Annotated in this window: 12 protein-coding genes; 4 read left to right on the plus strand and 8 right to left on the minus strand. The window is 57.5% G+C overall.

Annotated features, from left to right (window positions below; genetic code table 11):
• Nucleotides 1–396: 396 nt before the first annotated feature.
• The gene (locus ACUTSU_RS18175) at nt 397–1,167 is read left to right on the plus strand and encodes a DedA family protein (RefSeq protein WP_445651359.1); all 771 of its coding nucleotides are present in this window, start codon (nt 397–399) and stop codon (nt 1,165–1,167) included.
• Between the two features lie 27 nt (nt 1,168–1,194).
• Here ACUTSU_RS18175 and ilvN read toward each other — a convergent pair whose 3' ends face one another.
• The 7 genes from ilvN to sgrR form a co-directional block, all read right to left on the minus strand.
• Entirely contained in the window at nt 1,195–1,488 is a 294-nt protein-coding gene (gene ilvN, locus ACUTSU_RS18180; protein ID WP_174354249.1) for an acetolactate synthase small subunit, read from the minus strand.
• A gap of 3 nt (nt 1,489–1,491) precedes the next feature.
• The gene (ilvB, locus tag ACUTSU_RS18185; RefSeq protein ID WP_445654533.1) at nt 1,492–3,186 is read right to left on the minus strand and encodes an acetolactate synthase large subunit; all 1,695 of its coding nucleotides are present in this window, start codon (nt 3,184–3,186) and stop codon (nt 1,492–1,494) included.
• A gap of 110 nt (nt 3,187–3,296) precedes the next feature.
• Nucleotides 3,297–3,413 carry an ilvB operon leader peptide IvbL gene (ivbL, locus tag ACUTSU_RS18190; RefSeq protein WP_208295193.1) on the minus strand — a complete coding sequence of 39 codons (117 nt, stop codon included), beginning with the start codon at nt 3,411–3,413 and terminating at the stop codon, nt 3,297–3,299.
• 87 nt (nt 3,414–3,500) lie between these two features.
• Nucleotides 3,501–4,205, minus strand: coding sequence for a thiamine ABC transporter ATP-binding protein ThiQ (gene thiQ / locus ACUTSU_RS18195; protein WP_445651361.1), 705 nt, complete (start codon nt 4,203–4,205; stop codon nt 3,501–3,503).
• On the minus strand, nt 4,192–5,799 hold the full coding sequence (gene thiP / locus ACUTSU_RS18200) for a thiamine/thiamine pyrophosphate ABC transporter permease ThiP (RefSeq protein WP_445654534.1): 1,608 nt from the start codon (nt 5,797–5,799) through the stop codon (nt 4,192–4,194). The genes thiQ and thiP overlap by 14 nt, the downstream gene beginning before the upstream one ends.
• The gene (gene thiB, locus ACUTSU_RS18205; protein WP_445654535.1) at nt 5,775–6,761 is read right to left on the minus strand and encodes a thiamine ABC transporter substrate binding subunit; all 987 of its coding nucleotides are present in this window, start codon (nt 6,759–6,761) and stop codon (nt 5,775–5,777) included. Before thiB ends, thiP begins: the two co-directional genes overlap by 25 nt.
• A 295-nt stretch (nt 6,762–7,056) precedes the next feature.
• The gene (gene sgrR, locus ACUTSU_RS18210) at nt 7,057–8,742 is read right to left on the minus strand and encodes an HTH-type transcriptional regulator SgrR (RefSeq protein ID WP_445651364.1); all 1,686 of its coding nucleotides are present in this window, start codon (nt 8,740–8,742) and stop codon (nt 7,057–7,059) included.
• Between the two features lie 91 nt (nt 8,743–8,833).
• Between sgrR and sgrT the strand changes: the two genes are divergently transcribed.
• The 3 genes from sgrT (at nt 8,834) to ACUTSU_RS18225 (ending at nt 11,977) form a co-directional block, all read left to right on the plus strand.
• The gene (gene sgrT / locus ACUTSU_RS18215) at nt 8,834–9,007 is read left to right on the plus strand and encodes a glucose uptake inhibitor SgrT (RefSeq protein WP_445651365.1); all 174 of its coding nucleotides are present in this window, start codon (nt 8,834–8,836) and stop codon (nt 9,005–9,007) included.
• Between the two features lie 156 nt (nt 9,008–9,163).
• Nucleotides 9,164–10,363 carry a sugar efflux transporter gene (locus ACUTSU_RS18220; protein WP_445654536.1) on the plus strand — a complete coding sequence of 400 codons (1,200 nt, stop codon included), beginning with the start codon at nt 9,164–9,166 and terminating at the stop codon, nt 10,361–10,363.
• Nucleotides 10,364–10,504: 141 nt separating this feature from the next.
• Complete coding sequence (locus ACUTSU_RS18225; protein ID WP_445651367.1) at nt 10,505–11,977, plus strand: DASS family sodium-coupled anion symporter; 1,473 nt, start codon at nt 10,505–10,507, stop codon at nt 11,975–11,977.
• A 208-nt stretch (nt 11,978–12,185) separates the two neighbouring features.
• Here the strand turns inward: ACUTSU_RS18225 and leuD are convergent, their stop codons facing one another.
• Nucleotides 12,186–12,788, minus strand: coding sequence for a 3-isopropylmalate dehydratase small subunit (leuD, locus tag ACUTSU_RS18230; protein ID WP_445651368.1), 603 nt, complete (start codon nt 12,786–12,788; stop codon nt 12,186–12,188).
• Between the last annotated feature and the right edge of the window lie 4 nt (nt 12,789–12,792).

The following is a 12,792-nucleotide window of genomic DNA, read 5'->3' on the forward strand; positions in this document are numbered from 1 at the left end:
TAAGCTCCTGGGGATTCTCTTTCTTGCCACCTAGCTGCAACGTGAAATCCATTGGGTATACCCTTATTTTCGAGCTGCAGCGTTGTTGGCTGCGTGCGTTCACCCCAGTCACTTACTGGTGTAAGCTCCTGGGGATTCTCTTTCTTGCCGCCTAGCTGCAACGTGAAATCCATTGGGTATACCCTTATTTTCAAGCTGCAGCGTTGTTGGCTGCGTACGGGGAAAGCCAACGTACCTACAGCTTAAAGTATGATGAGTATAGTATGGGTTTTTATACAGTAATTGTCCATTGCCGCACAGTTCTGCCAAAAAACCATACAATTCACCGGTTGACTCGTTCCCGGCCGCACCTGACAATCCCACGCCCACGCGCTTTGGATAACCAACAGAGGTTTAATGGAAGCCTATTTACAGCATTTGATTACCCAGTCTTTGGCTTTCACTCTGATGGTCGTCATGTTCGTCGCGTTTCTGGAATCACTGGCGCTGGTAGGGCTGTTGCTGCCCGGTACGGTGATGATGGCCAGCATCGGCGCGCTGATCGGCAGCGGTCAGGTCGACTTCTATTATGCCTGGGCGGCGGGGAGCGTCGGTTGCCTGCTGGGGGACTGGATCTCCTACTTTATCGGCCGCGCATTCAAGGGGCCGCTGCACCGCTGGTCGTTCCTGAAAAAGAACAAGGCGATGCTCGACAAGACTGAGCATGCGCTCCATCAGCACAGTATGGCGACCATTCTGATTGGTCGTTTTATCGGCCCGACGCGTCCGCTGGTGCCAATGGTGGCCGGGATGCTGGACTTACCGCCGTACAAATTCGCATTGCCGAACATTATCGGCTGTATCACCTGGCCACCGGTCTATTTCTTCCCAGGTATTCTGGCCGGCGTGGCCATCGACATTCCTGCCAGTGCCAACAGCGCCTTATTCAAATGGCTGTTGTTTGCCGTGGCGATGCTGATTTGGCTGGCCGCCTGGCTGAGCTGGCGCTGGTGGCGTGAAGGTAAACGCAGCGCCGACCGCTTGAGCAACTTGTTGTCGCCGCTGCGGCTGCGGATAGCCTGCGTGCTGAGCTGGATCCTGGCGATCGGCACCTTTTATTACCTGTCCCAACAGCCGCTGATGCCGGTTTACCGGCATTTACTTTGGAAGGTGCTGGCAGGGCAGTAACAAGGGGGCGTAACGCCCCTTTGTACATTACTGGAAGAATGCTTCCAACTGTTCGAACACCCGCACGTCCTCGCTGTGGCGTTTTACCTGCAGTACATCTTCGAGTTTTTCTACCTGGCTAATCATCTGCACCAGCCGTTGATCATCCGCCACCAATAGCCAGATACGACTTTGTTTGCCGTCTTTCAGCGGCAGACACAAAATACCCTCTACGTTGAAGGCGCGGCGGGCAAACAGACCGCATACGTGAGACATCACGCCGGGATGGTTACGTACCGTCAGTTCCAGGATCACCTGTGGATTATTGAATTGTTCTGACATGGCTTATTCTCCAATCATGTCGATGTTGGCGGCACCCGGCGGCACCATTGGGAAGACTTTTTCATTGATATCAATCAGCGCATGGATCAGACAAGGACCAGGCCGTTGGATCGCCTCGGCCAGCGCGGCTTGTGGATCTTCTGCGGCGTTCAAATCACAGGTGTCCAGCCCGAAACCGGCGGCAATCTTGATAAAGTCGGTACGCTTGGGATAGGCGGCGGCAAAGATGCGCTGCTGGTAGAACAGCGTCTGCTGCTGATGCACCAGCCCCAACGCCTGGTTGTTCATCAGGATAATCTTCACATCCAGATCATGCTCGACGGCGGTGGCCATTTCCTGAATGTTCATCATCAGGCTGCCGTCACCGGAGAAGCACAGTACCTTGCGCTGCGGCTCGGCCAAGGCTGCGCCTATCGCTGCCGGCAGACCGAAGCCCATGGTGCCCAATCCGCCAGAAGTCAGCCACTGACGCGGACGGCTCAGTGGGTAGGCCTGCGCCACCCACATCTGATGCTGGCCCACGTCGGTGGTGATAATGGCGCTTTCGTCCACGCAGCGCGCAGCAGCCAGCACCAACCCGTAATGACTCAACGGATCTTCGGCATCCGGCATGTTGAACGGGAACTCGCGCTTCAGGCCGTTGACGGTGTCCAGCCATTCGCTGCGCGGCTGTGCCTCAATCTGTGGTAACAGCTGTTGTAATACCTGGCCAACGTCGGCATGAATGGCAATGTTGGCCTGTTTTACCTTGCCCAGTTCGGCACGGTCGATATCCACGTGGATGATGGCGGCGTTCGGGCAGAACTGCTCGGTTTTGCCAATCGCCCGATCGTCAAAGCGGGCGCCCAGTACGATCAGCAGATCGGCCTCTTGCAGAATAAAGTTGGTGCTGCGTGCTGCATGCATCCCCAGCATGCCCAGCGACAGCGGGTGCTGCACCGGCATCGCACCTAACGCCATCAGCGTCATGGTGGTCGGCAGGTTGGCGCGTTCCGCCAGCTCAATCGCCTGTTGGTAAGCATTGGCGCAGATGATGCCGCCACCCAGATACAGCACCGGCCGTTTGGCCTGGTTGATCATCGCAGCGGCCTGGGTTACGGCAGCGCCTTCAAAGGCCGGTGCCGCGTCGGGAATAGCGATCGGCGGCAACTCATCCAGAGTGATCACTGCGGTTTGCACGTCTTTAGGTACGTCGATCCACACCGGGCCAGGGCGGCCGGATTCGGCAATACGGAACGCGTCGCAGATCACCTGCGGCAGTTCACGGATATCGCGAACCAAATGGTTGTGCTTGGTGATAGGAATCGAGATGCCGTAGGTATCAACTTCCTGGAAGGCGTCGGTACCGATCATTGAAGAGGGTACCTGGCCGGTGATACATACCAGCGGGATGGAATCGAGCTTGGCGTCGGCGATGGCGGTGATCAGGTTGGTGGCACCCGGACCGCTGGAGGCGATGCACACCGCCGCCTTGCCATTGGCGCGTGCCATGCCCTGTGCCATAAAGCCCGCGCCCTGTTCGTGGCGTGCCAGTACGTGATGAATGCGGGGGCTTTGGCTCAGTGCGTCATACAGCGGCAGCGCAGCGCCGCCGGGAATGCCGGCAACGGTGGTAATACCCTGACGTTCCAACAGATGGACGATCAACTGTGCGCCGGTGAAGCTGTTGTCTTGCTGTGGCGTGCCCGAAATTGCCATGTTCCTATCCTTTCTCAAGGCCGGTTCGCTTTTCTGGGCAGGGGCTGAAACTAAAAACCCCGCCCGGTTTGCGCCGGCGGGGTTTGGGAATCGATGCGTTGATTCGGACCCTACGGCGCATTGCCGACGACCACCACCACACGCACGACGACCATCACCGCGGCTGGTAGCGCGGTAACTAGTAGGGTCGAAGTTAACGAGGATGCGATCACAGGGAACCTTATCATCAGTAAAAAAGTCAGGATTTTATAAAACCACAGGCGCAAAATTCGCACAACAGGTTTATTTGCGCAGCATAAAAAACGCGCTGCAGATCACGGTTTGTGTGAAATGCCCAGTACCCTGGCTTCGGGTGCGCTGCCGTCCAGTAGCGCCTGCGTTGGGCCGTCGTAAAAAATGCGGCCATCGACCACCAGTAGGGTACGCGGGGCGATACGCGCGGCGTCATCCAGATTGTGCGATACCATCAGCAGCGTCAGGTTACGTTGGTCGCACACCTCCTGCAGCAGTTGCAGCATCTCATTGCGTAATGCCGGGTCGAGCGCCGAAAAAGGTTCGTCGAGCAGCAGGATCGGCCGCTGGCGGATCAGACAGCGCGCCAGTGCGGCACGCTGGCGCTGGCCACCAGAGAGCTGAGACGGCAGACGCGGCAGATGCTCTTCCAACCCCACCTGGCGGGCAATCTGTGCCAACTGCAGCTTTTGCTGCTCATTAAGCCGCAGCCCCGGATCCAGACCCAGCCCGATATTCTGTTCTACCGTCAGGTGAGCAAACAGGTTGTTTTCCTGAAACAGCATCGAAACCGGGCGTTTGGCCGGTGGCGTGGCAGTGTGATCGCTGCCGTCGAGCCGCAACCTGCCGCTGGCAGCCGGCAGGAAACCGGCAATCAGGCTGAGCAGCGTGCTTTTGCCTGCACCGCTTGGGCCAAGCACCGCAACACGTTCGCCCGGCGCAATGCGCAGGTCAAAGCGCATCGGCAGGTGTTCATACAGGTAGGTCAGTTTTTCAAGCTCTATCATGGCGGCCCGGTAAGCGTTCGATCAGGGTAAACAGCAGGAAACACAACAGTAGCAACAACAGGGCGGTGACCGCGCCATCATTGCTGCGATAGGCACCGATCTGTTGATACAGGTAGTAAGGCAGAGTGCGGAAGTGCTCGTTGCCAAACAGGGCGACGACGCCGAAATCGCCAATCGACAGTACGCAGGCGAAGGCCAGCGCCTGGGCCAGTGGGCGGCGCAATGCTTTCAGTTCGATCAGCCGCAGTCGCTGCCAGCCGTGGATATCCAGTGACAGGCACAGCGGGTTGTAGCGTTCGGCCAGGTCACGCATCGGATTTTCCAGCACTTTCAGCGCGTAGGGCACCGCCATCAGTGCATTGGTGAGGATCACCAGCGCATACGGCGACTGCGGCAGCCCGACGGTATCGCTCAACAGCAGGAAGAAACCGGTCGCCAGCACGATGCCCGGCATTGCCAGGATCACCATACCGCTCAGCTCAAGTCGCTGGCCCCAGCTCAGCTGCTGTTGCAACTTCAGCTCACGGCTGCTCCACAGCAGCATCATGGTCAGTACCACGCAAAGCGCACCGGCACCGAGAGCAATACGTAACGAGGTGAATAACGCCTGCCACAGCACCCGTTGTTGCAGCACGCTGACCAGGCTTTGGTTGGCACCGTCGGCAATCACCGCCAGCAGCGGGGGTAACAGCAGCAGCAGGGCGGCAGCAATCAGCAAAAAATCGCTAACGCGGCGCCACAGGCTGTCTTCCGGATCACGCCAGATGTGGGCGTGAGTATTACCTACGGGGAGTGCCTGGCTTAACCGCTGGCTGAGCACCACCAGCCCCAGGCAGCAGACCAGTTGGATCAGCGCCAGCAGCGCGGCGCGGCTGAGATCGTAGTCATAGCTGAGCGCCTGATAGATCGCCAGTTCGATGGTGGTGGCCTGCGGCCCGCCGCCCAGCGACAACACGGTGGCGAAGCTGGCAAAGCACAGCATAAAGATCAGCGCGCCGCTCGGCAGGATCTGGCGGCGAAGCGCCGGCCATTCGACAAAGCGGAACTGCTGTCGCCCGTTCATGCCAAGCTGCGCCGCCAGTTGGCGTTGTTCGACCGGAATGTTTTCCAGCGCCTGTAACAGCAGGCGGGTCGCTAGCGGCAGGTTGAAGAACATGTGCGCCAGCAGAATGCCCTGCAGGCCATAGGGGGAGATACTGTAGTTAATGCCGAGCCAACCGCATAGTGCGGCTAGCCAGCCTTGTCGGCCATACACGCTGAGCAGGCCGAATACCGCCACCAGAACCGGCAGCACCAGCGTCATGGCGCACAGCCGCAGCAGTAACTGGCGGCCTGGGAAACGGCGGCGGAACAGCGCTCGCGCCAGCAGGATAGCGGGCAGCACCGAGATCAGTGCCGACAGCAACGCCTGCCAGAAGGTGAAACGCACCACATGCCACAGGTAGCTGTCCTGCCACAGACCCTGCCAGTCGCTTTCCGGCGCGTGTCGCCACAGCGAACCCATCGCCAGTACGGCGATGGTCAGGATCAGACCGGAAGCCAGCAGCCCCGGCCATAGCCTGCGTGGGATCAGTGGCTGACGGCGGTTTGCCATGCCCGGATCCAGTTGCCGCGTTGTTTGGCCACTTCTTCAGCGCTGTATTGCAACGCAGTCTGCGGTACGGTCATTTGCTCAAACCCGGCCGGCAGTTGGGTTTTGATCACCGGATACATCCAGTTGCCGGTGGGAATGCTGTTCTGGAACGCCGGGGTCACCATAAATTGCATAAAGCGCTCTGCCAATGCCGGCTGTTTGCTGGCCTTGAGTTTGCTTGCCACCTCGACCTGCAGATAGTGGCCTTCGCTGAAGTTAGCGGCGGCGTAGCTGTCTTTCTTCTCTTCAATCAGATGGTAGGCCGGAGAGGTGGTGTAGCTGAGTACCAGGTCGCCTTCGCCTTTCAGGAACAGACCGTAGGCTTCACTCCAGCCTTTGGTCACGGTAACGGTTTTCTTCGCCAGCTTTTGCCAGGCTTCGGTGGCCTTGTCGCCATAGACTTTCTGCATCAACAACAGCAGGCCGAGGCCCGGCGTGCTGGTACGCGGATCTTCGTAAATCACCTTCCAGTTCTGGTTACTGTCGACCAGTTCCTGCAGGCTTTTGGGTGGGTTCTTCAGCTTTTCTTTGTTGTAAACGAAGGCAAAATAGCCGTAGTCATAAGGCACGAAGGTTTTATCCTGCCAGCCACCGGGGACGCTCAGCTTGGTGCTGTCGACGTTGCTCGGCTCGAATAAACCGGTTTGTTGCGCGGCCTGCAGCAAATTGTTGTCCAGCCCCAACACCACGTCGGCGGCGCTGTTTTTTCCTTCCATGCGCAGGCGGTTAAGCAGCGAAACGCCGTCTTCCAGCGCAACAAACTTCAGCTCACAGTCGCACTGGGCTTCAAAGGCTTTTTTTACCGCTGGGCCAGGGCCCCAGTCGGCAGCGAAGGAGTCATAGGTGTAGACCGTCAGCACCGGTTTGGCGAACACCGGTGCAGCGCACAACAACAGTAATAAGGGCAGGTTTTTCTTAACCACTTTGCACTCCTGAAAATTTAGGGGGGCAAGGGTATCTGAGGGGGCGAGCGGCGGCTGCCGGTTCGCTGGGCTCAAATCCCTCCGCCGGTATTGACCGGATCAGGTTCGACGGGTTTATCCCCTTCATACTTGAAGTTGTAGCGGTGTTGGCTTCACTCTCACCCTAGTCACATAGGAATTATATGTTCTTGGGGATTCGTTCGGTTGCCGCCTACCTGCAACTCCAATTATTTTGGGTATATCTCAGCAATAAATCGTTTTTTTGCACCCCGTTGAGACGGCGCCATTGTAAAGACTAACGGGCGTCGGTGAAAGGCGCTTCTGCTTCCGGCGGCGCAAACCAGGCAGATTTAAAATCAAACCAGCCCAGGGTATTCATCCGCACGCCGCGCATGCTGCGCTGGCCATGCAGTTGCAACCAGTGGTGGAACAGCGGGTGTAACTGATGATGGCTGACCAGGCGCTGGCAAAAATCGGCCAGCGGCAGGCTATTGGCGCGCCACAGTGCGGCGTCCTCAGCGAGATCTTCATTCATACAGTGCTGCATCAACGGCAGTTCATACAGGGTGGCGAACAGCGAGAACTCCAGCGGCAGATAGAAGTTGGCGCTGCCGAGCCACAGATCGCTGCTGGCTTCGCCTTTATGCCAGGTGTCGTAATCCACGACTTGTATCTTCAGCTTGATTCCCTGCTGCGCCAGCAGGGGTTCGATCGCCAACTGAATGGCGTGGAACTCCGAGTGCTCGCTGTAGTAAGTCAGCGTCAGTTCGGCCAGCCCGTCAGGTTTGGGTAGTTGCGCCAGTGCGCGGTTGTGATGCCAGCGCGGCAGAAGGCCGTAGGCCGGTGACCAATAGCGTTGATAAACCGGTCCGGCATTGCTCAGCAGCGCAATAGGGTTGATCAACTCGCATAGCCAACTGCGAATGGCCGGATCGGCCGCCAGAGGCGAACGCTGATCGAACAGCAGGAAATAACAGCCTTCTTCCAGCCGGCTTTCCAGTTCGTTTTTACCCGTGTCGTCGGCCTGCAACTGGACGCCGGAATGCACCAGTTCTTCGGTCACTTCCGGCAGTACCCAGATATTCACCTCATCGATCAGCGCGCGGTAGCCAAAGTAATCGTCAAAGGCGTGGATTGTCATCTGGCTGCGGTGGTTGCGTACCACGCTATATGGCCCGGTACCCACCGGGTGGCGTGAGAAATCCGGCAGGCTCTGCCATTCGCGCGGCAGGATCATCGCGGGCACGCTACCCAGCAGCCACGGCAGCCAGTAATCGGGACTGTGCAGATGCACGTCGATCACATAAGGCGTCGGTGAGGTCGCGCGTTCAATATGGGAAAACAACGGCTGCGGCATCAATCGATTGAGCGAACTGATGACATCCTCCATTTCCAGCTCGCGCCCATGGTGAAAATGAATCGCCGGGCGCAGATAAAAACGCCAGTGCAGCGGGGTTAAAGCCTGCCAATGATGCGAAAGGTCAGACTCCAGTTCCCCGTTTTCCTCATTTATGCGCGTCAGGCCGCTGAAAATCTGCCGTGCCAGATGGGTTTCCGAGCGCCGCAGCGCCGAACCGGGCAGCAGGTTATACAACTGGCGATAGTAGAGCACCCGCAGGATGTGTTTCCCCTGACGAAAGCTGCGTCCCAGTTGGGACAACAACATCTGGCGCACGACGTTTTTATCGCCGACCAGTTGCACCAGTTGATCGATATGGTCTTGCTCCAGCAATTCCTCCGCCCGTTGCTGTTGCAGTGCCAGACCGGTGTAGTGAAAGGTGAGCCGCGAACGCTTGCCGCGCCCGGACTCGGCCTGCCAGGTTAACCAGCCCTGGTGCTGCATGGCACCCAGTAGCGAACGCACATGGCGGCGCGAACAGCTGAGCACTTCGGCCAGCTCCTGCAGGGTGGTTTCGGTCGGCTCGCCGTGGCAGCGCTGCCACAGGCGAATGAACTGCAGTTGCAATCTGGAGGTGGACATAAAAGAGGAACGCTCCGGCATCAACCCATCAATTTATCTTTCCCTATATTACGCCGATAATTTTCCTCAATGAAAGGGGGGAGGGCGACGGATGAAAGTTTTCTTGTCAAAACAGTTCTATCAGCGCTATTTCAGCGCGGTACGTCGCCAGCGGGCCGATTGGTTGAAGCTGGTGCCTGAACAGGTGCGGCTGGAGATGCTGGCCCATCTGACCCAGTGGGACATCCACTCCATGACGGATAAGCAATACCGTGAGCACCTGTGAGGCTCAGGTAGAAAAGGTTTCTGAGTAATGGTGTTGTTCACCAGCCAGTGGGGTCATACCCACTGGTTTTTTTATTCTCGGCCGCGGGGATGTTCTTGCAATTTTGTCACCGTAGCCTAAGGTTCTGTCTTCCGCTTTAGGGTCAGGAACGAAGAGATGAAACGTCAGCGCTGGCTGCCACGCCGCTTTAATCCAGTCTTTGCCGCATTCCTGCTGATTGCCTTTCTTTCCGGCATTGCCGGCGCGCTTTTGGCGCCGACGCTGAGCCTGTTCCTGACCACAGAGGTTAAGGTGCGGCCGCTGTGGGTTGGTCTGTTTTATACCGTTAACGCAATTGTCGGCATTGCGGTCAGTTTCCTGTTGGCCAAGCGTTCGGATACGCGCGGCGATCGACGTAAATTGATTTTGCTGTGCTGCCTGATGGCGGTTGGTAACTGCCTGCTGTTTGCCTTTAACCGTGACTACCTGACGCTGATCACCGCCGGGGTCTTGCTGTCGGCGATTGCCAATACCGCGATGCCGCAGATTTTTGCGCTGGCACGAGAATATGCCGACAGTTCGGCGCGCGAAGTGGTGATGTTCAGCTCGGTGATGCGTGCGCAGCTGTCGCTGGCCTGGGTGATTGGCCCGCCGCTGTCGTTTACGCTGGCGCTGAACTACGGATTTACCGTGATGTTCATGATTGCCGCTGCGACCTTCGCGATTTGTGCATTGCTGGTGTGGTTTACCCTGCCTTCGGTGCCACGTGCGGAGCAGAGTAGTACGGCGTTGAACGCTACTGCTTCGGCTCCGATTGCCCCCGTCAGCACCTGGCGCAACCGTGATGTACGTCGTTTGTTTATTGCCTCGATGCTGATGTGGACCTGCAATACCATGTATATCATCGATATGCCGCTGTATATCACCGCCGATCTGGGTCTGCCGGAAAACCTTGCCGGGCTGCTGATGGGCACGGCCGCCGGGCTGGAGATCCCGGCGATGTTGCTGGCGGGTTATTACGTAAAAAAGTTCGGCAAGCGCAATATGATGCTGTTTGCCGTGGTGGCCGGTATCCTGTTTTATGCCGGATTGGTGGTGTTTAAATTTAAGCTGGCGCTGATGGTGCTACAGCTGTTCAACGCCATATTTATTGGCATCATCGCCGGTATTGGCATGCTCTATTTCCAGGACCTGATGCCGGGGCGACCGGGCGCGGCAACCACGCTGTTTACCAACAGTATTTCCACCGGGGTGATCCTGGCCGGGGTGCTGCAGGGGGCGCTGGTGGAGAACCTAGGGCACTATGCGGTTTACTGGTTGGCGACTCTGCTGGCGGTAGCGGCGCTGTGGATGAGTGCCCGCGTGCGGGAAGTGTGAGCTTAAACGTCACCATCCTTGACGCATGTCATTGAGAACATTACGCCAGTCCCCCAAACTGAACGGACCCGGAACGCGATGAGCGCGTTCCCGCCCATCTTGCAGCCAAGATGCCGATCCGTTTAGAAAAGTGGGTATGTTATGGATAAACTAACGCCGCTCAAGTCCGTCCCTTCTCTGTGTGCCGTCGTCGCCGCTTTGCTTATCTGGTTTGTGATCCCCGTTCCCGAAGGCGTGGACCCCAATGCCTGGCATCTGCTGGCGCTGTTTATCGGTACTATCATCGCCATCATCGGTAAAGCCATGCCTATCGGTGCTGTTTCGGTAGTGGCGATCGCGCTGGTGGCGGTAACCGGCGTCACCAACCCCGGCAAACCCGGTGCTGCGCTCAATGATGCGCTCAGCGGATTTTCCAACCAGTTGATCTGGCTGATTGGTTTTTCGATCATGATCTCACTCAGCCTGAACAAAACCGGGCTGGGGGCGCGTATCGGTTATTACTTTATCTCGCTGTTCGGTAAAAAGACGCTGGGGATCGCCTATGCATTGACGCTGGCGGAAACCACACTGGCGCCGGTGACCCCAAGTAACACCGCGCGTGGCGGCGGGATTATCCATCCAATCATGAAGTCGATTGCCGACAGCTTCGGCTCCAAACCCGAGCTCAATACCTCCGGCAAGATTGGTCGCTATCTGTCGCTGGTAAATTACAATATCAACCCGATCACTTCGGCGATGTTTATCACTGCTACCGCGCCGAACCCATTGATCGTCAGCCTGATTGCCAAGGGTACCCATGGCAACTTCGAGCTGTCCTGGTCAATGTGGGCGGTGGCGGCACTGGTGCCGGGATTGTGCTCATTGATTGTCATGCCATTGGTGATTTACCTAATCTATCCGCCGGAGGTGAAAAGCACCCCGGACGCGCCGCGTTTCGCCCGTGAAAAGCTCCAGGCCCTGGGGCCGGTAACGCTGCCGGAGAAAATCACTCTGGCGGTGTTTGCTCTGCTGCTGGTGCTGTGGGCCGGTATTCCGGCGATGTTCTTCGGCCCGGCGCTGGCGGTCAACCCAACCACGGCGGCGCTGATTGGGTTGGCGGTGCTGCTGGCGACCGGGGTGTTGAGCTGGGAAGATGTACTCAAACACAAGGGAGCCTGGGACACGGTGGTGTGGTTCTCCGCGCTGGTGATGATGGCCAGCTTCCTCGGCAAGTTGGGGTTGATCGGCTGGCTGTCACAAACCGTGGGCAGTGGGATTGATCATATGGGGATGAGTTGGGTTGGCGGCACTATCCTGCTGACCCTCATCTATCTGTATTCGCATTACTTCTTCGCCAGCACCACTGCGCACGTCACCGCCATGTTTGCCGCGTTCTTTGCCGCAGGGATTGCACTCGGTGCTCCGCCTGCGTTGCTGGGCCTGATTCTGGCATTCTCTTCCTCGCTGATGATGTCGCTGACCCACTATGGTACCGGCACGGCACCGATTGTCTTTGGCTCCGGCTATGCGACCTTGGGTGAGTGGTGGAAAGCCGGTTTTGTGATGAGCGTGGTCAACCTGCTGATTTGGATATTGATTGGCGGGGCATGGTGGAAGTGGCTGGGGTACTGGTAATCCCCGTCATACTTGAAGCTGCCGCCGTGTTGGCTGCGTAAGTGCACCCCCGTCACTTGGGTTAGCCAAGCTCCGGGGGATTATGAGCCTCGTCCCTGAGGCTCACCCTTCAGGCCAGCGCAAGCGCTGTTCAAATCGGTTCCCGACCGATTTGTCACAAACTTGCCGCCTTGCCACAGCTCCAATTATTTAGGGTATTAGAAGATGATTAGTTCAGAAACGCGGGCTGCTGCGCCTCGTAGCGGGAAATATCCGCTTCGTGCTGCAGCGTCAGGCCGATACTGTCCAGCCCGTTAATCATGCAGTGGCGGCGGAAGCTGTCGATCTCGAACGGATAGCTTTTGCCACCGGCCTTGACCGTCTGGTTTTCCAAATCAACTTCAAATTCAATGCCTTCATTGCCAGCTACCAGCTGGAACAGCGTTTCCACATCCTGTTCGTTCAGCTTAACCGGCAGCAGCTGGTTGTTGAGTGAGTTGCCGTAGAAGATATCGGCAAAGCTGGGGGCAATCACCACTCTAAAGCCGTAGTCGGTCAGCGCCCAGGGCGCGTGCTCGCGTGATGAGCCGCAGCCGAAGTTTTCACGGGCCAGCAAAATGCTGGCACCTTTGTAGCGTGGTTTGTTCAGTACAAACTCCGGGTTTGGCTGCTGGCCGGCATCGTCCAGAAAACGCCAGTCGTTAAACAGGTGTTTACCAAAACCGGTGCGCGTCACCTTCTGCAAAAACTGTTTTGGAATAATGGCATCGGTATCGACGTTCGCCGCATCCAAAGGCACCACTAAACCAGTATGTTGAGTAAATTTAGCCACGGTA

Source organism: Serratia sp. NA_13 (genome assembly GCF_052691735.1).

What these genes read in the sequence shown, in the direction of transcription:
- ACUTSU_RS18175 (WP_445651359.1), top strand. Translation starts at nt 397, where the DNA reads ATGGAAGCCTATTTACAGCATTTGATTACCCAGTCTTTGGCTTTCACT.
- ilvN (WP_174354249.1), bottom strand. Translation starts at nt 1,488, where the DNA reads ATGTCAGAACAATTCAATAATCCACAGGTGATCCTGGAACTGACGGTA.
- ACUTSU_RS18220 (WP_445654536.1), top strand. Translation starts at nt 9,164, where the DNA reads ATGAAACGTCAGCGCTGGCTGCCACGCCGCTTTAATCCAGTCTTTGCC.
- ilvB (WP_445654533.1), bottom strand. Translation starts at nt 3,186, where the DNA reads ATGGCAATTTCGGGCACGCCACAGCAAGACAACAGCTTCACCGGCGCA.
- sgrR (WP_445651364.1), bottom strand. Translation starts at nt 8,742, where the DNA reads ATGTCCACCTCCAGATTGCAACTGCAGTTCATTCGCCTGTGGCAGCGC.
- ivbL (WP_208295193.1), bottom strand. Translation starts at nt 3,413, where the DNA reads ATGATAAGGTTCCCTGTGATCGCATCCTCGTTAACTTCGACCCTACTA.
- thiQ (WP_445651361.1), bottom strand. Translation starts at nt 4,205, where the DNA reads ATGATAGAGCTTGAAAAACTGACCTACCTGTATGAACACCTGCCGATG.
- thiP (WP_445654534.1), bottom strand. Translation starts at nt 5,799, where the DNA reads ATGGCAAACCGCCGTCAGCCACTGATCCCACGCAGGCTATGGCCGGGG.
- sgrT (WP_445651365.1), top strand. Translation starts at nt 8,834, where the DNA reads ATGAAAGTTTTCTTGTCAAAACAGTTCTATCAGCGCTATTTCAGCGCG.
- ACUTSU_RS18225 (WP_445651367.1), top strand. Translation starts at nt 10,505, where the DNA reads ATGGATAAACTAACGCCGCTCAAGTCCGTCCCTTCTCTGTGTGCCGTC.